This is a genomic window from Actinophytocola sp. (assembly GCF_009379765.1).
Classification (GTDB): domain Bacteria; phylum Actinomycetota; class Actinomycetes; order Mycobacteriales; family Pseudonocardiaceae; genus Actinophytocola.
Window position 1 is genome coordinate 1 of sequence record NZ_WHTD01000114.1, and the last position, 26,189, is coordinate 26,189.

General features: G+C 71.5%; 28 protein-coding genes. 22 read left to right on the forward strand and 6 right to left on the reverse strand.

The genetic code is table 11. The annotated features are described in order from the left end of the window. Positions 1–159 precede the first annotated feature (159 nt). From GEV28_RS28845 to GEV28_RS28865, 5 genes are all read left to right on the forward strand, one after another. Complete coding sequence (locus tag GEV28_RS28845; protein ID WP_291415575.1) at positions 160–564, forward strand: hypothetical protein; 405 nt, start codon at positions 160–162, stop codon at positions 562–564. After that, positions 561–1,202, forward strand: a complete 642-nt coding sequence (locus GEV28_RS28850) for a DUF3558 domain-containing protein (protein ID WP_291415576.1) — start codon at positions 561–563, stop codon at positions 1,200–1,202. The genes GEV28_RS28845 and GEV28_RS28850 overlap by 4 nt, the downstream gene beginning before the upstream one ends. Next, positions 1,199–2,377: a hypothetical protein gene (locus GEV28_RS28855; protein ID WP_291415578.1), complete on the forward strand. Its 1,179-nt coding sequence runs from the start codon at positions 1,199–1,201 to the stop codon at positions 2,375–2,377. Before GEV28_RS28850 ends, GEV28_RS28855 begins: the two co-directional genes overlap by 4 nt. A gap of 2 nt (positions 2,378–2,379) precedes the next feature. After that, positions 2,380–3,156: an ESX secretion-associated protein EspG gene (locus GEV28_RS28860; protein WP_291415579.1), complete on the forward strand. Its 777-nt coding sequence runs from the start codon at positions 2,380–2,382 to the stop codon at positions 3,154–3,156. A gap of 226 nt (positions 3,157–3,382) precedes the next feature. Continuing rightward, positions 3,383–3,511, forward strand: a complete 129-nt coding sequence (locus GEV28_RS28865) for a hypothetical protein (protein ID WP_291415581.1) — start codon at positions 3,383–3,385, stop codon at positions 3,509–3,511. Between the two features lie 226 nt (positions 3,512–3,737). Here GEV28_RS28865 and GEV28_RS28870 read toward each other — a convergent pair whose 3' ends face one another. Beyond that, positions 3,738–4,295 carry an HD domain-containing protein gene (locus GEV28_RS28870; protein WP_291415583.1) on the reverse strand — a complete coding sequence of 186 codons (558 nt, stop codon included), beginning with the start codon at positions 4,293–4,295 and terminating at the stop codon, positions 3,738–3,740. A gap of 29 nt (positions 4,296–4,324) precedes the next feature. Here GEV28_RS28870 and GEV28_RS28875 point away from each other — a divergent pair, with 29 nt between their 5' ends. Both GEV28_RS28875 and GEV28_RS28880 read left to right on the forward strand, forming a co-directional pair. After that, entirely contained in the window at positions 4,325–5,416 is a 1,092-nt protein-coding gene (locus GEV28_RS28875) for a low specificity L-threonine aldolase (RefSeq protein ID WP_291415585.1), read from the forward strand. 14 nt (positions 5,417–5,430) lie between these two features. Then, on the forward strand, positions 5,431–5,952 hold the full coding sequence (locus GEV28_RS28880) for a gamma carbonic anhydrase family protein (RefSeq protein WP_291415586.1): 522 nt from the start codon (positions 5,431–5,433) through the stop codon (positions 5,950–5,952). On the opposite strand, the gene GEV28_RS28885 is transcribed toward GEV28_RS28880, so the two are convergent. Together GEV28_RS28885 and GEV28_RS28890 are read right to left on the reverse strand one after the other, a co-directional pair. Further along, a complete protein-coding gene (locus tag GEV28_RS28885; RefSeq protein ID WP_291415618.1) occupies positions 5,936–6,715 on the reverse strand; it encodes a GNAT family N-acetyltransferase in 780 nt (259 codons plus the stop codon). The two genes, GEV28_RS28880 and GEV28_RS28885, sit on opposite strands and share 17 nt — an antisense overlap. Continuing rightward, positions 6,616–7,530: a class I SAM-dependent methyltransferase gene (locus tag GEV28_RS28890; protein ID WP_291415587.1), complete on the reverse strand. Its 915-nt coding sequence runs from the start codon at positions 7,528–7,530 to the stop codon at positions 6,616–6,618. The genes GEV28_RS28885 and GEV28_RS28890 overlap by 100 nt, the downstream gene beginning before the upstream one ends. A gap of 75 nt (positions 7,531–7,605) precedes the next feature. Here GEV28_RS28890 and GEV28_RS28895 point away from each other — a divergent pair, with 75 nt between their 5' ends. The 5 genes from GEV28_RS28895 to GEV28_RS28915 all read left to right on the forward strand — a co-directional run bounded on the left by GEV28_RS28895 (position 7,606) and on the right by GEV28_RS28915 (position 11,565). Next, positions 7,606–8,031 carry a 50S ribosomal protein L11 gene (locus GEV28_RS28895; RefSeq protein WP_291415588.1) on the forward strand — a complete coding sequence of 142 codons (426 nt, stop codon included), beginning with the start codon at positions 7,606–7,608 and terminating at the stop codon, positions 8,029–8,031. A 4-nt stretch (positions 8,032–8,035) separates the two neighbouring features. Beyond that, positions 8,036–8,434, forward strand: a complete 399-nt coding sequence (locus tag GEV28_RS28900; protein ID WP_291415589.1) for a hypothetical protein — start codon at positions 8,036–8,038, stop codon at positions 8,432–8,434. A 25-nt stretch (positions 8,435–8,459) separates the two neighbouring features. Then, complete coding sequence (locus GEV28_RS28905; RefSeq protein ID WP_291415590.1) at positions 8,460–8,906, forward strand: HIT family protein; 447 nt, start codon at positions 8,460–8,462, stop codon at positions 8,904–8,906. A gap of 39 nt (positions 8,907–8,945) precedes the next feature. After that, a complete protein-coding gene (glyA, locus tag GEV28_RS28910; RefSeq protein ID WP_291415591.1) occupies positions 8,946–10,208 on the forward strand; it encodes a serine hydroxymethyltransferase in 1,263 nt (420 codons plus the stop codon). Positions 10,209–10,287: 79 nt separating this feature from the next. Then, positions 10,288–11,565: a lanthionine synthetase LanC family protein gene (locus GEV28_RS28915; RefSeq protein ID WP_291415614.1), complete on the forward strand. Its 1,278-nt coding sequence runs from the start codon at positions 10,288–10,290 to the stop codon at positions 11,563–11,565. Here GEV28_RS28915 and GEV28_RS28920 read toward each other — a convergent pair. Beyond that, positions 11,558–13,132, reverse strand: coding sequence for a family 10 glycosylhydrolase (locus GEV28_RS28920; protein ID WP_291415592.1), 1,575 nt, complete (start codon positions 13,130–13,132; stop codon positions 11,558–11,560). The genes GEV28_RS28915 and GEV28_RS28920 overlap by 8 nt on opposite strands. 265 nt (positions 13,133–13,397) lie before the next feature. On the opposite strand from GEV28_RS28920, the gene GEV28_RS28925 reads away from it, so the two are divergent. Together GEV28_RS28925 and GEV28_RS28930 are read left to right on the forward strand one after the other, a co-directional pair. After that, on the forward strand, positions 13,398–13,901 hold the full coding sequence (locus tag GEV28_RS28925) for a MarR family transcriptional regulator (RefSeq protein WP_291415594.1): 504 nt from the start codon (positions 13,398–13,400) through the stop codon (positions 13,899–13,901). Further along, positions 13,901–15,574, forward strand: coding sequence for an MDR family MFS transporter (locus GEV28_RS28930; RefSeq protein WP_291415595.1), 1,674 nt, complete (start codon positions 13,901–13,903; stop codon positions 15,572–15,574). Before GEV28_RS28925 ends, GEV28_RS28930 begins: the two co-directional genes overlap by 1 nt. A 69-nt stretch (positions 15,575–15,643) precedes the next feature. On the opposite strand, the gene GEV28_RS28935 is transcribed toward GEV28_RS28930, so the two are convergent. After that, positions 15,644–16,141: an inorganic diphosphatase gene (locus tag GEV28_RS28935; RefSeq protein ID WP_291415597.1), complete on the reverse strand. Its 498-nt coding sequence runs from the start codon at positions 16,139–16,141 to the stop codon at positions 15,644–15,646. 125 nt (positions 16,142–16,266) lie between these two features. Beyond that, positions 16,267–16,455, reverse strand: coding sequence for a hypothetical protein (locus GEV28_RS28940; protein WP_291415599.1), 189 nt, complete (start codon positions 16,453–16,455; stop codon positions 16,267–16,269). Positions 16,456–17,488: 1,033 nt separating this feature from the next. Between GEV28_RS28940 and dacB the strand changes: the two genes are divergently transcribed. The 8 genes from dacB to GEV28_RS28980 form a co-directional block, all read left to right on the forward strand. Further along, positions 17,489–20,593, forward strand: a complete 3,105-nt coding sequence (dacB, locus tag GEV28_RS28945; protein WP_291415600.1) for a D-alanyl-D-alanine carboxypeptidase/D-alanyl-D-alanine-endopeptidase — start codon at positions 17,489–17,491, stop codon at positions 20,591–20,593. 45 nt (positions 20,594–20,638) lie between these two features. Then, on the forward strand, positions 20,639–21,739 hold the full coding sequence (locus tag GEV28_RS28950; protein ID WP_291415602.1) for a zinc-dependent metalloprotease: 1,101 nt from the start codon (positions 20,639–20,641) through the stop codon (positions 21,737–21,739). Between the two features lie 40 nt (positions 21,740–21,779). Next, complete coding sequence (gene tilS / locus GEV28_RS28955) at positions 21,780–22,691, forward strand: tRNA lysidine(34) synthetase TilS (RefSeq protein WP_291415616.1); 912 nt, start codon at positions 21,780–21,782, stop codon at positions 22,689–22,691. A gap of 18 nt (positions 22,692–22,709) precedes the next feature. Continuing rightward, positions 22,710–23,264 (forward strand): hypoxanthine phosphoribosyltransferase, encoded by a 555-nt coding sequence (hpt, locus tag GEV28_RS28960; protein ID WP_291415604.1) that lies wholly within the window; start codon positions 22,710–22,712, stop codon positions 23,262–23,264. Continuing rightward, positions 23,261–23,986: an ESX secretion-associated protein EspG gene (locus tag GEV28_RS28965; protein WP_291415606.1), complete on the forward strand. Its 726-nt coding sequence runs from the start codon at positions 23,261–23,263 to the stop codon at positions 23,984–23,986. The genes hpt and GEV28_RS28965 overlap by 4 nt, the downstream gene beginning before the upstream one ends. 128 nt (positions 23,987–24,114) lie before the next feature. Next, positions 24,115–24,480: a hypothetical protein gene (locus GEV28_RS28970; protein WP_291415609.1), complete on the forward strand. Its 366-nt coding sequence runs from the start codon at positions 24,115–24,117 to the stop codon at positions 24,478–24,480. Between the two features lie 8 nt (positions 24,481–24,488). Continuing rightward, positions 24,489–25,070, forward strand: a complete 582-nt coding sequence (locus tag GEV28_RS28975) for a DUF3558 domain-containing protein (protein ID WP_291415611.1) — start codon at positions 24,489–24,491, stop codon at positions 25,068–25,070. A gap of 25 nt (positions 25,071–25,095) precedes the next feature. After that, a partial coding sequence (locus GEV28_RS28980) for a hypothetical protein (protein WP_291415613.1) occupies positions 25,096–26,189 on the forward strand: 1,094 nt, incomplete at its 3' end.

Consider the following 26,189-nt stretch of genomic DNA (forward strand, 5'->3'; position numbering starts at 1 on the left):
CATCAAGATCACCGATCGTGAGATGAGAACACTCCTCGCGCGGTATCTGACCCCACACGAGTGGCACGGCGAATGGAACTACACCATCAGCCCGACCGACACACCCAGTTGAGCGTGTTGTTCATTTCCAAGCCCTAACCCAAACCCACTCCCAGAGTCATGCCCGAGCGACAGCCAAGCGGCCACGGCGACGACACGTCCAGCTACGTTCCCTACGGCGCCAGCGGAGGCGGCGGCGCGGGCGGCCAGTACGTCTTCGCCAACCTCGAGGAAATCGACGGCATCATCACCGACCTCGAAGCAATCAAGAACGACATCCGCGACGACGAACGATACTTTCGGCAGGCGATCCGCCTGGCCACACGGCCGGCAGAGGACATGATGAGCAACGGGCAGGTTGAGGCGTATCACGCTTCGCTGCGGAAGGGGTGGCAGCACAACAAGGCGGTGGCTGCCTATGCCGAGAACCAGCTCGCCAAGCTCCGGGCCGCGCGACAGACATACGTCGACACTGATTCGGGCGCGGCGGACAGGCTGCGGAACATCGACGGAGTCGGCGAGTGAACGCCCGCGCCTACGCTGTGGTTGTCGTGTGTGTGGCGGCCCTTGGACCGGCCGGCTGCACAACCAGCGACGCGGGGACGCCGACGCCGGGGCCGGACAGTTCGGAGTCGTCGGCGCCGACCAGCACTGGTCCGTCGGAGCCGAGCTCAGAGCAGGACACTTTCGGGGCACCCCGAGTGGAGAATCCGCTTGATGCCAGCAGGTTCCTTGTCGACCCTTGCGCGGTGCTCACCCCGGCCCAGCTGGCCCCGTTCGGGGTGAGCCAGCCCGGGGAGGGAGACACCGACAGCGAGATCGCCAAGACCGTCGGACCGCTCTGCATCTGGCACGCCGATCCCGAGGTCGACAGCACCATCAGCGTCGCGTGGCAGAGCGGGAACAAGCACGGCCTGGCCGATTTGTACCGGATGCGGGACGAGTGGGAGTACTTCTTGGAGACGATGGTGGGGGGCTACCCGGCGGTGTTCAACGACTCCATCGACAACCGCGACGGGGGCGACTGCACCATCTCGGTCGGGGTCTCGGACACGTTGACTTTCGACGCCAGTGAGACCGGGGTTCTGGATGCGGATGGGGCGTGTGCTCGGGCTGAGCAGGTGGCGAAGGCGGCCGTCGTCACGATGAGGGGGAACCGGTGACGTTCTTCATGTCCGGTCAGGACATCTACGACAACTTCCAGCAAGGAGCGGGCGCTGACGGGATCTCCTCCAGCGCGGCAATGGTGAACCAATTGTCCGAACGGCACCAGGATCGGGCCGAGCGGTTGACGGTACTGAAGGCGCGGATGGAGTCGGCGTGGCAGGGTGCGGCGGCCGGGGCGGCACAGCGTGGGTTGGGGCCGCTGGTGACCGAGCATGACCTGTCCGGGCACGCGTTGCACACCGCGCGGGACTTGACCAGCCGGCAGGCGGGGTCGTTCGGGGACGCGAAGAACCAGGTGGTTCCGGTGCCGCCCGCGCCTGGTGAGGTGGACCCGCTGGTAGTGCTCACCAACCCGGGGACGGCGGCGACGTACCTCCAGCAGGTGGCCGCGCACAGCCAGGCGGCGCAGCACAACGTCGACGTGATGAACGGCTACACAGGCGCCAGCCAGTACAACACCGACGGCCAGCCCGCGTCCTATGGCGACGTGGTCGACGACCAGGCCGGCATCACCATCGGCTCGCCCGACACCATCGACTCCGAGGAGTCCACAAGCGACAGTGGGTCGCGTGATCCCGCACCGCGGCCCGGTTCCGGTGGCGATCTCGCGTACCGCCCGCCGCCAGGCGGCGCCGGCGAGTCCGGGGCACGGCCCGATGCGTCGACGGAACCGGGCACCGGCCCAGGGACCTCGGCGGGGACGACGAGGCCGGACAGCTACCCGGTCACCCCGCCGCCCACCGGCCCCGCTTCCCCGGCACCGGGCACCGACTCCGGTCTCGGTCAGCCACGGCCGGCACCGGGTGGCGGGATCACGCCCGGCGTAGGTATCGGGATTCCGGTTGACGGCCGAGGATCCGGCGGTGGCGGGCCGCGTGGCGGCGCCGTGGGCGGGGCACCGCGCGGCGGTGGAGTCGGCAGCGGTGCCGGCGTGGGCGCCGGGCAGCCTGCTGCGACCGGGCGTACAGGCCCCGGTGTCGCGGCAGCGACCGGTCCGGGGCGCCGAGGGGTCGGGTTCGGTGGTGCGCCCGTCGGTGCGGGCGGTCGGGGTCGGGGCGAGGAGGACACCGAGCGCAAGGCCCCCGCCTACCTTGAAGGTGGCGACCCCGACGACCTGTTCGACACCGATCAGCTGACCGCGCCGCCGGCCATCGGCGATGAGGAGGACTGACTGTGGTGCTTCCGGCGCCGGCCACTGTTCCGGCGCGGGTTCTCGCCTGGCTGGTCGCCGCCGAGCGGCTCGGCGAACTACACCTCACGCTCGCGCCGGCCGCCCAATGGCAGCCGCCCAGCGCGCGGAACCCCTGGTCCGACGAAACGGCTGAGCGGCTTACCGTGCTTGGCTGGCGGGACTCTGCGGGCAAACTGGAGCGCGAGGTCGTCGCGTCGCTCACCGTGCTGTGCCGGCCGGTGGTCGAGATGTTCGGCTGGATGACCCACGCCGGCGCCACGATCGGGGTGCTGGCCGCAAGGATCGGCAAGGACGCCATGCTGGCCGTCCGCACCCCGGACGGGAGGATCGGGCTGAGCAGCATCCCCGCCGGGCGGCTCGCCGAACGGTTGGTCGCGCAGGCCCCGCTCATCCCGCCCGGACCCGGTAAGCCGCTGTCCGTATCGCCGGCCGACCTCCGCTCGGTGAACCGCGCCGGCCGGCAGCTCACCTCGACCGGAGCCATTGTCCGCAAGGCCGGCCCCGACGCGCGCCACACCAGGCAGCTCCTTTCCCAACCCGGAACCGGGGGTGGCGAGCTGTGGGTCGCCACCCGCGACAGTGCCGGCCGCCGACACGTCATCGAACGGCCTCTTCGCTACGCCGACATCGACAACGGCCGCCATCAGATCACCGTGTCAGGGGCGGCCCAGGTCCGGCTCATCCCGGCAGGCTGCGCCCAACTCGTCACCGCGCTCAACCTGGCGTATCGAACGTTGCCGGTCGGAGCGCGAACGTGAGTCGGATGCAGCCGATGATGATCCTCAAGAAGCGGCGCGGACGACGCAGGGATCGGAGCTGACATGTCTTGGCGGAAGGCGGGAAAGGCCGCGGGCGGCGCGCTGCTCGACAGCGTGCGGGAGTGGGTCGCGGTCATCGGCGGGCTGGGTGCCGGGCTCGGCGCCGGTCTGCTGATCTGGCAGGGCGGGGCCGGCAGCGCGCCGGGGGTCGTGCCTGGTGCTCGCGGTGTCCGCGTTGGTGGCCGCGTTCTTCGGCATGCGCGACCGCGACCTCGGTGGCTGGGCGGGTGCGGTGATCGCGTTGGTGCTCGGCATCGCCACGTTCGTCGCGTTCGGACTGGCTACCGGGACCTAGGTGACGCGAAACCGTTGCTGTGCAAGATGATCCTCAGCCTGGCCGGCTGCTGTGGCATGTCGGTGAACGGTCCGACCTGGCCAGGCACGCCGGTTACGACTGCTGCACGTCCCACTCCTGGGTTCGAAGGTGCTTGGTTCGTGTTCGTCGTCGAGGGGATCCACAGTGTGGTCCATGGCGACGACGGTCGATGACACTGTTGTCCGCGGGCCGTGCCCGGGGCGGGCTATCGCAGGTGCGCGAAGGTTTGCCGCCATTCAGCGAACCACGCCTGGAACCACGCGTGGGACTCCGCCAGGGGGACTATCGAGCGGACCGTCTCCGCGTAGTAGCTGCGTTGTTTGTCTGGTCTCGGGTGGGTGTTCAGGCGCTGGACGTTGCTCAGCCGGTCGGCCAGCTTGACCAGCAGGGCGTCTCGTGGGGCGGATCGGAGTCGCTCCAGGTACGCCTCGCGGTCGTCGGACTTGGTGACCCACCCCACCAACTCGGCCACGCGGTCACCGAACGTGGCGCGTACCTCGGCGAGCTCGCAGTCGGTGTCCTCCACCACGTCGTGCAGGACAGCCGCGCGCAGGACGTCTATATCGGTCGTGCCGATGGTCGTCAGGACCGACAATGCCTCCAGCAGGTGTTCTACGTACGGTTCGCCGGCCGGGCGGGTTTGGGTGGCGTGCCGGTGCTCCGCGAACTCGACCGCCTCGTCCAGCTTCACCAGGTCGGGTGCGGGCAGGCTCAGGCTCGCTCGCAACGTCGGCCAGTTCGCTGCCTCGAACGTCTGCATCATGGGTCGAGCCTATGTTGGGAGATTTGCGCATGAGCGGTGAGCAGGACATCCGGCGGTCCCTCGTCAACCACGCTCCGCTGCGTCGCCGGCCGCACGTCATGCTTCGGCGGATGATCGACTGGCTGCCGCCGGACACGCCGCTCTGGGGTGACGACGCGCCGGTCGCGCAGCTCGAGCGGCGGGTCGCCGACCTCCTCGGCAAGCCCAAGGCCCTGTTCTTCCCCACCGGGACCATGGCCCAGCAGGTCGCGCTGCGCATCCACGCCGAGCGCACCGGGCGTCGGGCCTTCGTCGCGCATCCGCAGAACCATCTCGATCTCTGGGAGCAGCACGGATACGCCGCCGTGCACGGGCTGCGGTTCCTCGCCGCCGGTGATCGGAACCGGTTGCTCACCCTCGATGACCTCGCCGCGGTCGGCGAACAGGTCTCCGCGTTGCTCATCGAGCTGCCTCAGCGCGAGATCGGCGGACTGCTGCCCACCTGGGACGACCTCGTCGCGCAGGTCGAGTGGGCACACGACCTCGGTGCCGCCGCCCACCTGGACGGGGCGCGGCTGTGGGAGGCGCAGCCGTACTACGACCGGCCGCACGCCGGGATCGCGGCGTTGTTCGACACCGTCTACGTCTCGCTCTACAAAGGACTCGAAGGGGTTCGCGGCGCGGTGCTGGCCGGTGCCGAGGACGTCGTCGGCGAGGCCGCCGTGTGGCGGCGGCGGCTCGGTGGCGCCATCCCGGACGCCTGGCCGCTCGCGGTCGCCGCGCTCATCGGGCTCGACGAGCAGCTCGGCCGGATGCCCGCGTTCCGCGACCACGCCGTCGAGGTCGCCGGGGCCATCACCGCCGACGGCGTCGCCACCGTCCTGCCCGACCCGCCGCAGACGCCCATGTTCCACGTGCACCTGCCGGTCTCCCCGGACGCGGCCAAGCGCGCCCGCGACGACATGATCGAGGCGCACGGCGTCCAGGTCTTCTCCTACGCGGCCAGCCAGCCACGACCCGACCGCAGCGCGTTCGAGCTCAGCATCGGCGAGAACGCGATGGACTTCACCCCGGACGAGGTCGCCGCGCTGATCCGCGAGCTGGTCAAGCGGGCCGAGCGTGACGAGGGCGGGGCGGTCTGACCTACGGTGTCGGCATGCCGCTGTTCGCCTTCGAGGGCAAGAGTCCGAAGATCCACCCGGATGCCTGGGTCGCGCCGACCGCGACGCTGATCGGTGACGTGACGGTCGAGGCCGGCGCGTCGATCTGGTACGGCGTCGTGATCCGCGCGGACTTCGGTGCCGTCGTGATCCGGGCCGGGGCGAACGTGCAGGACAACTCGGTGATCCACGTCGGCGAGGGCACCTGTGAGGTCGGTCCCGGCGCGACCGTCGGCCACCTGTGCATGGTGCACCACTGCACGATCGGTGCCCAGGCGCTCATCGGCAACAGCGCCACCGTGCTGGACGGCGCGGTGATCGGCGCACGTGCGATGGTGGCCGCCGGCTCGACCGTCACGCCGGGCTCGGAGGTGCCGACCGAGACGGTGGCGTTCGGCTCGCCCGCCAAGCGGTTCGTGCCGCTCTCCGGCGACGCCGAGAAGTGGGTGGACGCCAACCCGTCGATCTACCGGGAGCTGGCGCGCCGGCACCGCGACGGGATCACTCCGGCAGAGTGAACGGGATGGTCGTGCTGATCCGCTGGAAGCCGAGCTTCTCCAGGATCGGCCGGCTGGGCGGCAGCGCGTCGGTGCGCAGGTAGCTGAAGCCGCGGTCGGCGGCCATCCGCGTGCGGTAGGCGACCATCGCGCGGTAGATGCCGCGCCTGCGCCACGGCGGCAGCGTGCCGCCGCCCCACAGGCTCGCGAAGTCGGTGCCGGGGTGGAAGTCGACCCGCGACGCGCACACCGGTTGGTCGCCGGCCATGGCGAGCACCACCGCGAGGGCATCCGGATCCTCGCGCAGCCGGTCGCGCATGCTGGCGATCATCCCGGAGTGGTCGCCGCCGAACACCTCGTCGTGCACCTGCCTTGCCAGCTCGAGGCCCGCGTCGTCGGTGGCCAGGCGAAGCTCGATGCCTTCGGGCGCCGGCATGTCGGTGGGAATGTCGGCGACCGCGGCGACCATCAACGCCTCGTCCTCGCCGGGCCGCAGACCCGCCGCGCGCAGCCGGTCGGGCAGGTTCGCCGGCTTGTCGTAGGCGTAGTACTTCCACTCGAACGTGCGGCTCTGGCCGGTGAAGAACGCGACCTGCTCGGCGATCACCTCGTCGGCGGTCGACTCGTCCAGGTCGGACCATTCGACGCCGCTCCAGCCGTCCTCCGCGGTGCTCACGCAGCGGATCACCTTGCCGACCCGCTCGAACCGGCCACCACCCAGGCTCGGCCGCGCGACGTTGCGGAGCTGCGTGTCGAATGCCGCCAGCGCGGCGTCGCGATCCATGCCGGTAGTCCAACACACGCGCGCAACCGGGTTTCACCGATGGGCGGCGACCAGCACATGGGCGGTGGCGCCGAGCGTCGACGGCTCCCGTTCGCCGCGCGCGACGAGCTCGAGCACGAGCGCCCGGTCGTCCGGATCGGACAGTCGGCCGGCCAGGTCCGGCATCCAGTGCCCGACGCCCTCGACGGCGTACAGGTCATCGAGGTTGCAGCCCCGCGTCGGCCACCTCGCCGGGCAGCTCGTCCGGGCGGTGGAAGTACACGGAGGTGAAGCCGTCCACCAGATCGAGCGTGCCGCGCCGGACACCGGGTCTTGAGATCGGTGCGCATCATGTCGAGAAAGCCCGGCGCCTCGCCCATGTTGTTGAGCAGCACCTCGTACATCGACGCCCAGCGGCTGATCGTCGCGGCCAGCACGACGCCACCGGGCCGCACCACGCGACGGGCCTCGGCGAGCGCGCGCACCCGGTCGACGCGGTCGAGCAGGTGGTAGAGCGGGCCGAGCAGCAGCACCGCGTCCCAGCTGCCGTCCGGCTCGGCCAGCTCGCGTGCGTCACCGCGGTCGGCGTCGATCCCGTTGGCACGCGACGACTCGACGTGCAACGGCACCGGGTCGACGAGGCGCACGAGATGCCCGCGCCCGGCGAGCCAGGTGGCGTAGACGCCGAACGCGCCGCCGACGTCGAGCACCGACGCGGGTGGGGCCGGCAGCGGCCGATCGAGCAACACCTTGGTACGCAACAGCTCCAGCGTCCCGTCCAGTCGGGTCCGCTCACCGCCGCGGTCGTAGTAGGTGACCATGTCGCGATCCAGCATGCCTCCGCACGGTACCGACCGGCCGCGGAGTTCGCGCTTGAGTTTCACGTAACGTCAGCTCCTAGCGTCGGTGGCATGCCACCGAAGAAGAAGCAGACGTTCCAGGTCACCATCGAGATGCCCGCGGGCGACGCGCCGATGATGGACCTGGGCAAGATGCTCGGCCAGACCGGCGTGAACCTGGTCGAGGTCAAGCGTTCCTACGACGCCGGCACCGCCGACCAGCGCGGCGACCTGGTGCCCGCGGTCGTGACCGTGTTCGAGGACCGCACCTTCGAGCTGCGCCTGAAGACGCCGCCGACGTCCTACCTCATCAAGAAGGCGTTGGGCGGCAAGGGATCCACGCGACCTGGCCACGACGGCGCCGGCCGGCTGACCCGTGCGCAGCTGCGTGCCGTCGCCGAACGCAAGCTCCCGGACCTGAACACCACCGACATCGAGGCGGCGATGCGCATCGTCGCCGGCACGGCCCGGTCGATGGGAGTGTCCATAGCGGAGTGATCCGATGAGACCGGCGGCGGTGCCGCCCTTCCGCACCCTGGATCCCGCCCTGACGGCGACCGAGCGTCTGCTCGGCACCGGACTGTCCACAGTGGTGCATGCATTGCCGGACGAGCACCTGGCGGCGGACCGGCTCAACGCGCTGCTCGCGTCGCTCGGTGTGAGCCCGCGCCTGTGCCCTGCGCCGGACGGCTGGCGCGTGACCCACGTCGACGCGGCGGGCGAGCCCAGCGCCCTGGCCACCGCGGCCGCCGGGCTGGCGTCGCTGGTCGCGGTGGCCGGCTGGACCCGCATCAAGCACTGCGAGACCTGCGCGGACCCGTACCTCGATCGCACGAACGGCCGCACCCGCCGCTGGTGCACCCGCCACCGCCCGCGCGTGACGAGTCCGGTCCGGAACTAGCGGTGGTGACCACTAGGCTCCCGGCATGGGTTGCTTCGTCTGCGCCAAGCACCGGGACCCAGGCCTCGACCTCGTCGGCGCTGACGAGCTCGTCGTCGTCACGCACGTGTCGCCGGATGCGCCGGGCAGTGACGGGGCGCCGGTCTACCTCGGGCATCTCGTCGTCGAGCCGCGGCGGCATGTGGCCGGGCTCGACGGGCTCGCCGACGACGAGGCCGCCGCGGTCGGGCGGTGGGTCGCGCGGGCCGGCCGGGCGCTGCGCGCGGCCGGCGCCGAGCACGTCTACTCCGCGGTCATCGGTCACCATGTCGACCACCTGCACCAGCACCTCATCCCGCGCTACCCGGGCACGCCGCGCGAGTACTGGTGGCTGCGCATGGAGGAGTGGCCGCAGGCTCGGCTGGGTGACGCCGCCGAGGTCGCCAACGTCGTGCGTGACCTGCGGGCACGCCTGGGGGACCAGGGCCGATAGTGTGCTGGGGTCGGGCCCAACTACATGGAGGCATGCCCAATGCACCAGCCGGCGATCCCGCACCTGGCCGCCGCCGACCCGGAGCTCGCGCAGCTCGTCGAAGGCGAGGCCAAGCGCCAGTTCGAGAAGGTGCGCCTGATCGCGTCGGAGAACTACGTGTCGACCGCCGTGCTCGAGGCGACCGGGACCGTGCTGACCAACAAGTACTCCGAGGGCTACGCCGGCAAGCGGTACTACGAAGGTCAGCAGTTCATCGACCAGATCGAGCTGCTCGCGGTCGCGCGCGCCAAGGCCGTCTTCGGGGTCGACCACGCCAACGTGCAGACCTACTCCGGCTCGCCCGCGAACCTCGCCGTCTACCTGGCGCTCGCGGCCCCCGGCGACACCGTCATGGGCATGGCGCTGCCCGCGGGCGGTCACCTCACCCACGGCTGGAGCGTGTCGGCCACCGGCAAGTGGTTCAACGCCGTCCAGTACGGCGTGCGCAAGGACACCGGCCGCGTCGACATGGACGAGGTCCGCGAGCTCGCACTGGCCGAGCGGCCGAAGCTGATCTTCTGCGGCGGCACCGCGATCCCGCGGACCATCGACTTCCCGGCCTTCGCCGAGATCGCGCGCGAGGTCGACGCCGTGCTGGTCGCCGACATCGCGCACATCGCCGGGCTCGTCGCGGGCGGGGCGCACCCGTCGCCGGTCGGGCACGCGCAGGTCATCTCCACCACCACGCACAAGACGCTGCGCGGCCCGCGCGGCGCGATGCTGATGTCCGACGCCGAGCACGCGAAGGCGCTGGACAAGGCCGTGTTCCCGGGCCTTCAGGGCGGTCCGCACAACCACACGACCGCGGCCATCGCGGTGGCCCTGGCCGAGGCCGCCCAGCCGTCGTTCCGCGACTACGCGGCCGGCATCGTGGCCAACGCCGCGGCGCTCGCCGACGCCCTGACCGAGCGCGGCTTCGACCTGGTCTCCGGCGGCACGGACAACCACCTGATCCTGGTCGACCTCACCAACAAGGGCATCGGCGGCAAGCCGGCCGCGCAGGCGATGGACCGGGCGGGCATCGAGCTGAACTACAACACCGTGCCGTTCGACCCGCGCAAGCCCTTCGACCCGTCCGGCGTGCGGCTGGGCACCGCGGCCATCACCACCCGCGGCCTCGGTGTCGAGCAGATGCCGCAGGTCGCGGCGTGGATGGACCGCGCGATCACGGCCGCCAACGATGGCGACGAGGCCGCCATCGGCGTGGTCGCGGGCGAGATCGCGGAGCACCTCGCTGGCTACCCGATGCCGGGCTGGGCCTGAGCCGGCCCGAGTGGGCTCGCACGGTCCGCGGACCTGTCGCGGTGTCGCCGATGCCGCGTGGCGCTGGGTGTTGGACCAGGTGCGTTGGGAGGACGGGCCGTGGGTTCCCGAGTCGGTGGTCGGCGCGGAGGTCCCGGAGGTGCCGCGCTACCGCGACGGCCTGCACAGCGGGATCGGCGGTCTGGCCCACGTGCTGGCCGAGATCCGGCTCGCTCGCGAATGGAGCACCGAGGAGAGGCGCCTGGCGGAGGCGATCGCCGAGCGACTGAACGGCAGAGTCCCCACCGAGACCGACTACACCTTCTTCGATGGGCTGGTCAGCACCATCGGCGTGCTCATCGCGCTCGAGGCCGGCGGGGCCCAGGTCGCGGTGGACCGGCTCGTCGCGCTCGCCACACCGGACGGCTGGCCCCAGACAACCCTCGGGCCACCACGGTTCCTGCCCGGCACCCGGGTCAGCGACCTCACCCTCGGCACGGCCGGGGTCCTGCTGGGTGCGTTGTGGGCGCGGCGAACGGGCCAGGCCGACGCCCGTGAGCTGAGCGACCTGGCCGCGGACGTGCTCGTCGCCGAGATGCAGACCGTGCCGACCGGGGGCGACTGGCCGTCCGTGCCGCCGCGGTTCCGTACCGATCCCGCCACGCGGATGCCCAACTTCTCGCACGGCGTCGCGGGCGTCGCGACGACCCTCGCTCTCGCCGGTGCCGAGCTCGGCCGCCCGGACCTGACCCGCGCGGCTGTGCGCGGTGCGGAACACCTGGTGACCCTCGGCGACACGGCCGACGAGGGGTTCGTCGTCCCTCGCCACATCCCCGGCCACCGTTTCGACGAGGACGAGGTCACCTACAACTGGTGTCACGGCGCCGCCGGCACGTCGCTGCTCTTCCTCGCCCTCGACCACGCCGGCGTCGAGGACATCGCGGGTGCGGCGCCGCGCGAGTGGCATCGCCGGTGCCTGCGCAGCGTCCGCGCCTCGGGCCTACCCGCGCGGCTACATCCCGGCTTCTGGGACAACGACGGACGCTGCTGCGGCACGGCGGGCGTCGGCGAGATATTCCTGGACTCCTGGCACCGCAGCGGTGAGGCCGACGACCTCCGGTTCGCAACACACCTCGCCGACACCATCGTCGAACGCGCCGAACTCGACGGACCCCACGCCTACTGGCGGTTCATCGAGCACCGCGCCCCCGACCCGCTGCTGCCGCCAGGTGTCGGCTGGAACCAGGGGGCGGCCGGCATCGTGGCATTCCTCTTCCGCGCCGACCGCGTCCGCCGGGACGGCCCGGAAGCCGTCACGATCCCACGCATGGACACCTGGTGGGCACTCCCACCCACGAACCACCCGACCGTCACCTGACCGTCCGCGGGTGGCTCGCCCTGCCCTCGTTGTGCGAGCGGTCCAACGCCGTCACCGCGTAGGTGTAGGACGTCCCGCGCTCGGCCGTCCGGTCCACGAAGGACTGCAACCCGCCGTGGCTCGCGCGGACCGTCCCGACGAGGTTGCGCGCGTCGACCGCGGAACACGGCGTCCAGCGCCCGGTTACCCGGTACACCGCGTACGACGCCGACCGCTTGTCCGTGCCGACCCACCGCAGCCGGACCCCTTCCGCGGTCCGCCCGGAGAGCGCGATCACCGGTGACCGCGGCCCGGCCGCGACGAGCCGCCCCGCGGTCGGCGGCACCGCGGGCCGGCCGTAGTGGTCGGCCTTCACGATCGACATGTGCTCAAGCCTGTTCGCCCGCACCTGCACGGCCGAGAAGTAGATGTCGCCGCGCACCTCGGGGTGGTCCCGGTTGAACGTCAGGTGCCTGCTCATCTCGTTCGGGTCGTGCCACGGCGGGCCCTGCGCGGGGGCGGCGACCTTGTAGTTCGCCTGCCCGATGAACAGCGACACGTCGGTGCCGGCGACCACGTCCGACCACCAGGGCACGAGCTTCGCGTAGTCGGCAACCTCGAACCCGATGTTCCAGTACACCTGCGGCACGATGTAGTCGATCCACTCCTCGCGCACCCACTTGCGGGTGTCGGCGTAGAGGTCGTCGTAGGTCTGCACGCCACCCTGCGTGGGCGAGCCCTCGGGGTCGGTCGACGAGTTCCGCCAGATGGCGAACGGGCTGACCCCGAACGTCACCCACGGCTTCTCCGCGCGGATCGCCGCGGACAGCCCGGAGATCAGCGTGTCGATGTTGTCCCGGCGCCAGTCGGCGATGTCGTCGAAGGCGCCGCCGTACTCCGCGAACGTGGCCGCGTCGTCGAAGGTCTGGCCCGCCACCGGGTACGGGTAGAAGTAGTCGTCGAAGTGCACCGCGTCGATGTCGTAGCGGCGCACGGCGTCCATGATCGCGTCGACGGTGAACCGCTGGACCTCCGGCAGGCCCGGGTCGTAGTAGAGCTTGCCGCCGTAGGGGATCACCCAGTCGGGGTGCACGCGCGCCGGATGCGTCGGCACCAGCGCGTCGACGTCGGTGTTCATCGACACCCGGTACGGGTTGAACCAGCCGTGGAACTCCAGGTTCCGCTTGTGCGCCTCGGCCACCGCGAACGCCAGCGGGTCGTAGCCCGGGTCGACGCCCTGCTGCCCGGACAGCCACCGCGACCACGGCTCGAGCGGCGACGGCCAGAACGCGTCGGCCGTCGGCCGGACCTGGACGACCACCGCGTTCAGCCCCAGCCCCACCGCCTCGTCGTACCAGCGGGTGAGCTCGGCTTTCTGCTCGTCGGCGGTGAGCCCGGTCCGCGACGGCCAGTCGATGTTGGTGACGCTCGCGATCCACTCGGCGCGCAGCTGCTGCTTCGGCGTCGCCGGATCGGGTGCGGGACAGGTCGGGTGGCCGGCGACGGCGGGCTCCGCCGCGGCCGCGGGTGGGGTGGTCAGCAGGGCGCCGATGACGAGCGTGGCGCCGAGGAGGCGACGAAGACGCATCCGAGAAGTTTGTCGCCTTCCACCCCCGGTGTAAACCGTGGAAACCTCACGAGTTAGCACCGGTCGATCTGAATTGTTCACGAGAGTTGATCGCGAGGAATGTCCTTTTCTGGGTGTTTGCGCACGTCAGGCGGCGTAGCGTTGAGACTGGCGTCACGATTATTTCGGTTGCCGACCGGCCGCGTCCGGGTGCATGCTTGTATCGAGCAACTAAATGGATGATGCAAGCAACAGGAGTGCAGTCGTGGTCGCACCGGGTATGGATGTGCCGACCGCCGAGCTGACCGAGTGGGAAGTCGAGTGTGGTCACCGGCTGGCCGGGGCCATGTTCGGCCTCGGGAAGCAGCAGGCGAGCCTGAGTCACCGGATGAGCAAGGCGGGGGTCGACCGCTCGACGATCATGCTGCTGAAGACCTTGGTCATGCACGGTCCCAGCAGGTCGAGCGAGCTCGCCGCGGCGGTCCACTCCGATCCCTCCACGGTCAGCAGGCAGGTCGCGGCGTTGGTCCGCGACGGCCTCGTCGAGCGCCGGGCGGATCCGGAGGACGGACGGGCCAGTGTGCTCGTCCACACCGAGCGCGGCCTGGAACTGCTGAAGGAGCAGCGCAAGCGGCTAGGGCTGGCGCTGGCGCAGGTGGTACGGCAGTGGGATCCCGACGATGTGTCCCGCTTCCTGGAGTTGCTCGAGCGTTTCGTCGCCGACCACGAACGCTCCCTACCGATGTTGATGAACGAATGCGCCAAGGCGCGTTCCGAAGGGGAGAACTGATGTCCGAATCGGCCTCGCGCGCCGTGCCCGAGGCGGACGCACCGTCCACGGGGGGACGGGGCGCGCTCTCGCACCGCGAGATCATGACGGTGCTCGCCGGGCTCATGCTCGGCATGCTCCTTGCCGCGCTCGACATGACGATCATGGCCTCGGCCACGAAGACGATTGCCGACCAGCTGCACGGCCAGACCATCCAGGCCTGGGTCACGACCGCATATCTCATCACGGCGACGATCTCCACGCCGCTGTACGGCAAGCTGTCCGACATCTTCGGACGCAAGCCGATGTACCTGACCTCTATCTCCTTGTTCCTCGCGGGTTCCGTGCTGTCCGGGATCGCGAACTCCATGTATGAGCTCGCCGCGTTCCGCGCGGTGCAGGGCCTCGGTGCCGGTGGCCTCATGTCGCTGGCGCTCGCGATCATCGCGGACATGGTGTCGCCACGGGAGCGCAGTCGCTACCAGGGCTACTTCATGGGCATCTGGGGCGTCTCCAGCGTGGCCGGCCCGGTGGTCGGCGGCTTCTTCGCCGGTGCCGGCACGGTCGCCGGGATCGACGGCTGGCGCTGGGTGTTCCTGGTGAACGTGCCGATCGGCATCATCGCGCTGATCGTCGTGGCCAAGTTCCTCAACGTGCCGCACACCAAGGTCAACCACCGGGTCGACTACTGGGGCGCCGCGGCGCTCACGACGGCGCTGGTGCCGCTCCTGATCGTGGCCGAGCAGGGTCGCGAGTGGGGCTGGGGCTCCGCCGCCTCGCTGGCCATGTACGCGATCGGCGTCTTCGGCATCGCCGCGTTCATCTATGTGGAGCGGCTCATGGGTGACGAGGCGCTGCTGCCGCTGAGGTTGTTCCGCCGGCCGGTGTTCTCGCTGGCCAACGTGATCAACTTCGTGATGGGTCTCGGGATGTTCGGCATGATGATGTCGCTCCCGCTGTACCTGCAGATCGTGCAGGGCGCGACGCCCACCGAGTCCGGGCTGCTCACCCTGCCGATGACCGCGGGCATCCTCGTGGCGTCGATGGGCAGCGGCATTCTGATCTCCAAGACCGGGCGGTACAAGCGCTTCCCGACCACGGGGTTGGCCGTCGTCGCGGTCGCCATGTTCCTGTTCGCGCAGATCGGGGTCGACACTCCGATGTGGCAGACGATGCTGATCATGGGCTTCGCCGGTCTCGGCCTGGGCCTGTGCATGCAGACCCTGATCCTGGCGATCCAGAACGACGTGCCGGCCAAGGACATGGGCGTCGCGACGTCGTCGGCGACCTTCTTCCGCTCCATCGGCGGAACGGTCGGCACCGCGGTGTTCCTGTCGATCCTGTTCAGCGTGGTCGGCAGCCGGATCGCGGACGCGTTCGCCAGTGCGCGGACCGACCCGGCGTTCCTCGCGGCGCTGCAGCAGAACCCGGACTTCGCGCAGAACCTGCGGGGCGGTGGGCTCGACCTGAACAACACCGAGTTCCTCAACACGCTCGACCCGACCCTGGCCAGGCCCATCCTCATGGGCTTCGCCGAGTCGATCGACACGGTGTTCATGGTCGGCGGGTTCGTGATGATCGTGGCGTTCGCGCTGATCTGGTTCCTCAAGGAGGTGCCGCTGTCCGACAAGTCGGGCATCCAGCGCGCCGCCGAGGACGAGGCAGCGGCCGCCGCACCGGCGACGGTGCACTAGCCGGCGGGCGCTCGGACCGGGGAGGTGAGGGCCCCGCGCATCCTCGGATGTGCGGGGCCCGCTCCGTCTCTAGTGGAGGGTCCGGCCGGAGTCCTTGAGCCGCTGGTAGCTGCGGACGATCTCGGCCTCGGCCTCGGTGCGGCCCACCCAGGTGGCGCCCTCGACGCTCTTGCCGGGCTCGAGGTCCTTGTAGACCTCGAAGAAGTGCTGGATCTCCAGCCGGTGGTACTCGGCCAGGTGGTGGATGTCGCGGAGGTGCTCGGTGCGCGGGTCCTCGGCCGGCACGCACAGGACCTTGTCGTCGCCGCCCTTCTCGTCGGTCATGCGGAACATGCCGATGGCGCGTGACTTGATCAGGCAGCCGGGAAAGGTCGGCTCTTGGACCAGCACGAGCGCGTCGAGCGGGTCGCCGTCCTCACCGAGGGTGTTCTCCACGTAGCCGTAGTCGGCCGGGTACTGGGTGGCCGTGAACAGGGTCCGGTCGAGCCGGAGACGTCCCGTCTCGTGGTCCATCTCGTACTTGTTGCGCTCCCCCTTGGGGATCTCGATCAATACGTCGAACTCCACGCTGCCCCTCGCTCAGGTCGGGTCGTGCCGCGATGCCATTAGTGTGAACCACCGCTGGGAACACCACGGGGAGGGCACGTGCCGCAGGCAGGGGATGGCGACGTCTGGCCGAGCGTCGACGACGATCACCAGAACGACGCCACCGAGAAGCCGCCGGTCCCGTCTGCCGCGGCGACGGTGGCGCTGAGCTGGCCGGTCGCCGAGCTCGGCCAGGACCAGCCGGTCACCCGCGCGGTGCCGGCGTCCGGCACGACCCAGCCGCTCGCCGTGCCGGCGGACGCCCCGGCGGGTTCCGACGGTGACGCTACGCACAACCCGCCCGACGAACCACCGCCTGCCGCCGGCGAGACCCCGGCCGGTCCGGCCGAAGCCGATCGTGCCGAGTCCGATAACTCGGCCGACGAGGGGGACCCGACCGCCGGCGAGGACGAACCGTCGGCCGGCCCGGCGACCGACGAGGCGGCCTCACCACCGGAGCTCCCGGCCGGCGCCGAACCTCCGGTCGACCAACCGCCGGCGGTCGACTCGCCCACCGCGCCCGGGCCGCCGGCGGGCGACGACGAACGATCGAGCGACCAGTCGTCGGTTGAGCCGGTCCCGCCGGCTGATGACGGCGACGGATCATCGAGCGACCAGCCGTCGGCGGGCGAGCCGGGGTCGGCGGTCGGTGCTGGCGACGAATCGCTGAGCGACCAGTCGTCGGTTGGTGAGTCGGTCCCGCCAGCTGATGATGGTGATGGGTCGCCGGACTGGTTGTCGGTTGGTGAGTCGGAGTCGTCGGTTGGCGATACCGGCGAGTTGTCGAGTGACCGGTCGTCGGTAGGTGAGTCGGTCCCGCCGGTCAGTGATGGCGACGGGTCGCCGGGCGATCGGCCGTCGGTTGGTGAGCCGGACTTGTCGGTCGACGATGGTGACGGATCATCGAGTGACCGGTTGTCGGTTGGTGAGTCGGAGTCGGTCGGCGATACCGGCGAGTTGTCGAGTGACCGGTCGTCAGTAGGTGAGTCGGTCCCGCCGGTCAGTGATGGCGACGGGTCGCCGGGCGATCGGCCGTCGGTTGAGTCGGTCCCGCCGGATGATGATGGTGATGGGTCGCCGGACTGGTCGGTTGGCGAGCCGGACTTGTCGGTCGACGATGGTGACGGATCATCGAGTGACCGGCTGTTGGTTGGTGAGTCGGAGTCGTCGGTTGGCGAAACCGACGAGTCGCCGAGTGACTGGTTGTCGGTTGGGGAGTCGGCCCCGCCGGCTGATGATGGCGACGGGTCGCCAACCGACCGGCCGTCGGTCGATGAGCCGGTCCCGCCGGTTGGTGAGACCGAGGAGTCGCCGCACGATCGGCCGTCGGTGGGCGAGCCGGACTCGACGGTCAGCGGCGAGTCACCCAGCGGCTGGCTGTCGGTTCGTGAGCCGGACTCGGCGGTCGGCGACGGCGACAGATCGGCAGCTGATCGGCCGTCGGTGGGCGAGGCGTTCACCTCCGCGGAGCCGGCGGAGAGCGACAGTGCGGAGTCGCCGAGTGGTTGGCCGCCTGTCGGCGAGTTGCGTACCTCGCCGGAGTTCCCGGTCGAGCCGGGTGAGGAGCCGTCGAGCAGCCTGCGGCCCGATGACGAGTCGGGTGTCGCGTCGGAGCTGCCGGCGGAGTCGGCGCTCACTGATCGCGAGGAGCCATGGAGCGGCTGGCCTGCGGTCGGTGAAGCAGGTGAGGAGTCGCCCGACGAGCCGGAACGTTCGGCCGCCGATCGGGAAGAGCCGCTGAGCAGATGGCCTCCGGCTGACTCAGCCGGTGCCGAGCGTGACGAGCCGGTGGGTGCATGGCCTGCCAGCGACGTGGCCGCCTCGACGGACCGGGACGAGCCGTTGGGTGGCTGGCCCGGCGAGCCAGCCGACGCTGACCGGGCGGATGTTCGTGGGGAGTCGCCCGGTGCGTGGCCGACCTCGGAGGATTCCGGCGCGCCGGCCGAGTCCTCGCGCGGGTTCTTCACCGAGCCGTCGCGGCGGACGGAGGAGCCGGAGGCGGACACGCCCGACGCCGGACGCGGCTTCTTCACCGAGGCACCGCGTGCCGATGCCGACGCGCCGTCCGAGGAGTCCCGTAGCTCCGCCGGGACGTGGCCGTCCGAGCCGCCCGCGGAACCGTCGCTATTCCAACCGGACGAGCCGCGGTCCCGGCCGTCCGGCGACGGCACCCCGCCGACCGACCGGACCCCGCCGACCGACCGGACCCCGCCGGCGGAGCGCACGTCGTCGGGTGATCGCACCTCACCGACCTTGCGTCCACCACCTGTCGAGCGCACTCCGCCTGGCGAGCGCACTCCACCCGGCGAGCGGACCCCACCTGGCGAGCGGACTCCGCCTGGCGAGCGGACCCCGCCTGGCGAGCGCACTCCGCCTGGCGAGCGGACTCCACCTGTCGAGCGGACCCCACCCGGCGAGCGGACCCCGCCTGGCGAGCGCACTCCACCCGGCGAGCGCACTCCACCTGGCGAGCGGACCCCGCCTGGCGAGCGCACTCCACCTGGCGAGCGCACCCGGTCCGGCGAGGCGACGCAGTTCCTGCGTGTCGAGCCGCCCCGTGGGCAGCCGAAAGAGCCGTTCCGTGGTCGGCCGGGCGCGCCGGGTGGGCCGGGTGGGCCGTCCCGTGGTCAGCAGGGAGAGGCACCGCGTGGTGCGCCGATCGACCCGCGGGGGCGGCCCAACCCCCCGCGTGCCGCCGACTCGACGCAGATCATGCGGCCCGCGACGCCCCGCGAGTCGATGCGTACCCAGCCCGTCGAGCAACCGCGCATCCCGCCGCGGCCGCCTGCCGGTGAGTCGACCCGGTTCATCCGGCCCGAGCCGTCGCGGGTGCCGCCCTTCTCCCGACCCGATCCGCGCCTGAACGGGCCGTCGCCGGTCAGCGCGCCGCGCTCGACCCAGGACCGGCTCCGGGCCGACCGCGAACCCTGGCCCCCGCCCGAGCCGCCGCGCGCCGCCCCACGCCGGGTCGGCCCCGACGACCGCCTCGACGACGAGCCCGCCGAACTGCGCGCCGAGGAGCCGGCCGACGAACAGCCGAAGAGCCGCAAGCCCCTCCTGATCACCGCGATCGCCGTGGTCGCGGTCCTCGCGGTGGCGGCCGGTGTCGTCCTCGCGGTGCCAGGCGTCTCGGACAAGCTCGGCCTCACCAGCAGCGAACCCGCGGTCGCCGTCGACCCGCCCGCGCCGCCCGTCGAGTTCACCCCCGGGCTCCGCGCACCCGGCGCCGACGCCCCGGCGCCCACCCAGGCCGGCGTCCAGAGCGCGCTCGCCGGGCCCACCGCGGCCGGCGACCTCGGCACCCTCACCGGCATGGTCCTCGACCCGGCCAGCGGGGAGACCCTCTGGGAGAGCAACCCCACGACCCCGCTCGTCCCCGCGTCCACCGGCAAGCTCCTCACCATCGCCGCGGCGCTGCTCAGCCTCGACCACACCGAGCAGCTCTCCACGAAGGTCGTCGAGGGCGACCAGCCCGGCACGGTCGTCATCGTCGGCGGCGGCGACCCCACGCTGTCCTCGCTCAAGCCCGGCGTCGACTCGGTCTACCCGGGCGCCGCGCACCTCTCCGACCTCGTCGACCAGGTCAAGGCCAGCGGCGTCGCGGTGCAGTCCGTCCAGGTCGACCTCAGCCGCTACACCGGCGACTCCAAGGCGCCCGGCTGGGTCGACGGCGACATCAACGCCGGCTACATCGCGCCGATGGTCCCGGCCATGCTCGACGGCGGCCGGCAGGACGCCCGGGTGAACTACAGCCCGCGCAGCAGCAACCCGGCGCGCACGCTCGCCGAGGAGTTCGCCACCCGGATCGGCGCGACCGTGCCCGGCGAGGCCGAGACCACCGCGCCGCAGAACGCGAAGGTGCTCGGCGAGGTCCACTCCGCACCGCTGGTCGAGCTCGTCGACAACATGCTCCACACCTCCGACAACGTGCTGGCCGAGGCCGTCGCGCACGAGGTGGCGAAGGTCGCCGGCGAGGAGGTGTCCTTCGAGGGCGGCAGCAAGGCGACGCTGGACATCTTGCGTGCCAACGGTTTCGACCTTACCGGTGCCACCATGGCCGACGGCAGTGGACTGTCCACTGAGGACAAGGTGCCGGCGAAGCTGCTCGCCGACATCCTCACCGTCGCGGCCGGGCCGGACGGCGAGGACCCGCGCACCGCCAAGCTGCGGCCGCTCGTCGGCGGGCTCCCGGTCGCCGGCGGCAGCGGCACGCTCGACAACCGCTTCGACGACACTGGCGCCGAGGGTCGCGGCTGGGTCCGCGCCAAGACGGGCACGCTCTCCGGGGTGAACTCGCTGGCCGGCGTGGTCCTCGACAAGGACGGCCGGCTGCTCGTGTTCGCGCTGATGACGAGTGGCGGCGGGGCCACCGCGTCGGTCCGCGACGCGTTGGACGTCGTCGCCGCCACGCTCCGGGGATGCGGCTGCCGGTAGCGCTCGGCACGCCCTCTTCACGAATCGTCAGGTAGCGTCGATGCCATGAGCGCGGCGGCGGCCAGTGCGGTGGAGTCGACGGGGAACCGGACACCGGTCGACTGGGGCGTCGCCGTGTCCACGGCACAACGGTTCGTCAAGCCCGGGCCGGTGGTCCCCAAGGAGGAGGCCGCGCGCGCGGTCGAGCAGCTGCGCGAGGTCACCGGGGTCGCCGAGGCACACGTCCGCGAGCTCACCGGGCTCGGCCACGACCTGCCGCTCCTTCCCGGCGACGTCGTCGACCGGCGTGGCTGGGTGGCCGCGGCGGCCGAAGGTCTCGCCGCGCTGACCGAGGGCGCCTTGCCCGCGGGCACCACCCGCGGGGTCGGCGGGGTGCTCGCCGGCAGCGCCGGGGTGCAGGCCGGCATGGTGCTCGCCTACCTGGGCGGCCGGGTGCTCGGTCAGTACGACCCCTTCGGCGGGGGCCGTGCCGCCGGCGGCGGCCGGCTGCTGCTCGTCGCGCCCAACATCATTGCCGCGCAACGGGCTCTTGACGTTCCGGCCGACGACTTCCGGATGTGGGTGTGCCTGCACGAGTGCACCCACCGGCTCCAGTTCACCGCGGTGCCGTGGCTGCGCGACTACTTCGCGGGCGAGGTCACCCGGTTCCTTGCCGGCCTCGACGAGACCGCCAACGGCGCGTTCACCCGGCTGCCCGAGGTGGTCCGGACGCTGCGCAAGCGCACCGAGGACGACACCACCGCCAGCAACGGGCCGATCGGCCTGATGGAGATGCTGCAGTCGCCCCAGCAGCGCGAGGTGTTCGACCGGCTCATCGCGCTGTCCACGCTGCTGGAGGGGCACGCGGACCACGTGATGGACGCGGTCGGCCCGGCGGTCGTGCCGAGCGTCGCCACGATCCGTGCCCGGTTCACCGCGCGGCGGCGGGGCGGCGGCATGCTCGACCGTGTCCTGCGGACCGTGCTCGGTGTCGACGCCAAGGTCAAGCAGTACGCCGTCGGGGCGGCGTTCACCCGGCACGTGGTGGACGCGGTCGGCATGGACGGCTTCAACGCGGTGTGGACCTCGCCGGACACCCTCCCGCTGCGCGCGGAGATGGCGGACCCGGCCGCGTGGGTCCGCCGCGTCCACGGCTCCCGTGACTGATCGACAGCCGGTCGCCGAGGTTCGCCGGGCGGTCCGCACGTTGCTCGACGAGGTCCGCGTGGACTCGGGACAGCTGGCCGTCGCCGTGTCCGGCGGCGCCGACTCCCTCGCGCTCGCCGCGGCCACCGCGCAGCTCGCCGATCGCCGCGGCCTGACCCTGCACGGCCTGATCGTCGACCACCGGCTACAGGCGGACTCCGCCGAGGTTGCCGCGCGGGCCGCGAAACAGTTGCACGGCTTGGGTTTCGCCGAGGTGCGGGTGCTCGAGATCGACGTGCGCGGGCCGGGTGGCCCGGAAGCCGCCGCGCGCAAGGCCCGCTACGCCGCGCTGCGTGCCGCGCGCCCCGCGGACGACGCGCTCGTGTTGCTCGGCCACACCCGTGACGACCAGGCCGAGACCGTGTTGTTGGGCCTGGGCCGGGGTTCCGGGCCGCGGTCGATCGCCGGCATGCGGCGGCTGGACCCGCCGTGGGGCCGCCCGCTGCTGGACGTGTCGCGGTCGGTCACCGCGGCGGCCTGTGCCGAGCTCGGGCTGGATCCGTGGCAGGACCCGCACAACGCGGACCCCTCGTTCGCCCGCGTGCGGCTGCGGCGGGAGGTGTTGCCGCTGCTGGAGGACGTGCTGCGGGGCGGGGTTGCGTCGGCGCTGGCCAGGACCGCGGCCCAGCTGCGGGAGGACGCCGAGGCCCTCGACGTGCTGGCCGGTCGGGTGCTCCTGCTCGCCCGCCGGGGGGGCGACCTGGAGGTGTCGGAGCTCGCGCCGTCGCCGCCCGCGCTGCGGCGCCGGGTGCTGCGCGGGTGGCTGCTGGCCGCGGGTGTGGCAGAGCTCACCGACGCGCATTTGCGGACAGCGGACGCACTGATCGGTGAATGGCGTGGCCAGGGCGGTGTGTGGCTGCCCGGCGGCTTGGTGGTGAGCCGGGCGCGTGGCAGGCTCACGGTGTCCGGGTGAGGTTGGAGAGGGGACCGCGTGTACGGCGACGACATCGCCTCCGTGCTGCTCACTGAGCAACAGATCGACGAGAAGATCGGGGAGCTCGCCAAACAGGTCTCCGACGACTATCCCGAACGCGGCGACCGGGACGACCTGGTGCTGGTGGGTGTCCTCAAGGGCGCGGTCATGTTCATGACCGACCTCGCGCGGGCGCTGACGGTGCCGGTGCAGCTGGAGTTCATGGCGGTGAGCTCGTACGGCTCGGCGACGTCGTCGTCCGGGGTCGTGCGCATCCTCAAGGACCTCGACCGGGACATCGCCGGCCGGCACGTGCTGATCGTCGAGGACATCATCGACTCCGGCCTGACGCTGTCGTGGCTGCTCAAGAACCTGCAGTCGCGGAGCCCCGCGTCGCTCGAGGTATGCACGCTGCTGCGCAAGCCGGACGCGGTGAAGGTCGAGGTGCCGGTCACCTACGTCGGCTTCGAGATCCCCAACGAGTTCGTCGTCGGCTACGGGCTTGACTTCGCCGAGCGGTACCGGGACCTGCCCTACATCGGCACGCTCGACCCGAAGGTGTACTCGTCTTGACCACGTTCCTTTCCCCGCTGACGCTCGACTTCCTGTGGGAGTCGCTCGACGCGGGGGAGCCGCCGTACCCGCTGGCGGTCCGGTCCCACGGCGCGACGGTCGACGAGCGAAGTGTGTTGCGCCAGCAAGTCTTCGGTGAGCTGCGGGACCGGGCCATGCTGGACGGCCACGGCCGGGTCGCGCCCGACCTCGAGGACTGGCTGGCCCTGCTGGCGCGGGCCGACCGGAGCATCGACTCGGTGTTCCGGCCCGCGGACGGCCCGCCCGTGGCCGCCTTGTCGGTGGCCGCCGGCTCGCGCGCGCTGCTGGCGACCCAGACCCCGGAAGGCCTGTGGCTGCGGCCGGTCGACGCCGGTGCCCTGGCCTCGTCGGTGGTCGACCTGCTCCCGCCGGCACCCCGCGGCACCGAGCCGTCGATCACGGTGGCGTCGGAGGACCTGCCGCACGGCCGGTCGGCCGCGGACCGCCGGGTCCTGTCCCACTTCGCGACCCAACGCAACCACCGGGCCGGCCAGCTGGCGGTGAACGCCCGCAAGCCGATGGGCGGCCGGTCGAGGTCCCCCGTCCTGTCCTGGTTCGACACCGACACGGGCCGCTACCTGACCTACGCCCGCACGGGTCGCGACGGCCACGAGTGGATCACCATCGCGCCCGCCGACCCGCCGGCCCTGCGTGCCCGCCTGACGGAGCTCCTGACCACGGTGACCGGCAACCGTCCGTGACCGTCCGTCGGTCCCGTCGGTGTCACGTTGTGCGGATTCCGTCGTCGGGCGTCGTAGGGTGCGTTAATCTCAACCAGGGTTACGTGCCGCGCCGGGGCGGCACGGCCGGCCACCAGGGGAGCATTGGGGTGTACGAGTCAATCGGAAGCGCCGTCGGCGCCTTCAGCAACGCGGCCGCGAGCGGCCAGGTCTCCATCGAGGCCGCCGCCGCGGAGGACGCGCTCAGCCGGATCAGCAACGTCAAGAACGAGCTCACCACGTTGCTGCAGCAGTCCGGCCAGGGTGGGACCGACGTTCAGCTCGGTGCCAACCCGGTCGGCGTCGCGATGGCGCGGAAGTCGATGGGTCGCTATGACGGCGGTGACTCGTTCATGGCCGCGCTCAAGCTGCTGCTCGACCAGACGGACAAGGCCGAACGGGCGCTCAGGCAGTGCATCGACAACTACGTCGACACCGACACCGGCCACGCGGCGAACCTCGGGCGACAGGGGTGATTCGTCTCGTGCGGAGAACGGCGCCGTTCGCGATGTGCGCCGCGACCCTCACGCTGCTCGCCGGATGCGCAGGCTCGACCGCGGGAGAGCCGGCGGCCACGGATCCGCCGAGCTCCACTCGGCCGTCGACGGAGGACTCGTCCGAGTCCGCGCCCGAGTCCGCGCCCGAGAGCGAGGCCCCGGCCCACTCGCTTGCCCGGCTCTGCGAGCTGCTGTCGCCGGAGGAAGCCCAGAAGCTCGGCGGCTCCGCCGAAGGGGAAAAGGGAAACAGCATCTCGGACGGGCACGAGCAGTGCACGTGGAGCAGCGACACATCGCTGGTCATCGGCGTTCAGCCGGGACTGAAGACCACGAGCGTCCGCACCGGCCCGGGGATCACCAACACACCCACCACCATCGACGGACTGACGGCGGTCCAGTCGAAGGAGTCCGATCCGATCGTCGTCTGCCAGGTGCTGGTCGACCTGCCGAGCGGCAACCTCTTCGGCACCAGCGCCGCGCTGCTCACCGGCGGTGCGGGCGAATACGATCCGTGCACCTTGGCGACCGAGATGGCGAACATCATCGTGCCGAAGGTCAACGACCAATGAAGCGAACGCGGGAGTAGGGGGAGTCATGGCGCCCAACAACGAGCATTACGACACCCAGGAATATGCGGGTGACCGGGCCAACCGGACCCATCGCACGATGCAGCACATGCCCGACGAGGACCGGTCCACCCGGGCCGACATCCAGGACTCGATCACGGGTAGCCAGGCCGCCCAGCTCGCCCCCGAGGTGCGGATGGGCGACGACCGGGCGATCGGCGACGCTCCCAACTGGGACGGCTTCGACAGCAAGCAGCTGTACGACTTCGCCACCCGGAACAACAGCCCGACCACCGCCGACGCGCTCGGCCGCACCTTCAACACCGGCGGCAACGGCCTCGCCGAGGCCGCCAACGGGCTCTTCGACGCGGTCAGCCGGCTCGACGGCGCCTGGAGCGGGGTCGCGGCCGACTCGGCGCGGGCCGCGCTCGCGCCACTCGCCCAGGCCGCCGGGCAGGCCGGCCAGACCGCGCAGATGATGGGCGTCCAGATGTCGCGCCAGTCGGTCGCCGCCACCGAGGTGCGCAAGCTCCCGCCGCCGCAGGACTTCGACCAGCAGCAGTCGCTCAACGCGATGGTCACCGGCGGCCCGGCCGCCATGCAGGCCGACCTCAAGGCGCAGAAGGAGGCCGCCGACGCGGTCAAGCGCGAGCAGATCTCCTACCTCAACGCCTACACCCAGGCCATGGGCTCCGTCGACGCGCAGACGCCCAGCTTCGTGCCGCCACCCGCCGGCCGCATCGACCCCGGCAGCGGCGGCGACGCGCGCATCACCGGCGGCCCCGTGCCGTACTCGGGCAACCACGGCGCCTTCGACCAGGGCACCTCCACCGGTGCGCCGTCGGGCGGCTGGGCGGGCATCGACCCCAACTCCGGCCAAGGCGTCAGCGGCGACGGCTCCGACGGCGACAACAGCGACTTCACCCTGCCCGGCACGCTGCCCGGAACGAACACCAGCACCTCCGGCTACGCGCCGGGCGGCACGGCACCCGTCTCGACACCCACCGCGCCGGTCGGCGGTGGGCCGCACGGCGGGGTGCCGTCCGCGGGCGCAGGCGGGTTCGGCGGCGGCTTCGGCAACTTCGGGGCGGGCGCGCGCGGGACCGGCGCGGGCGGGACCGG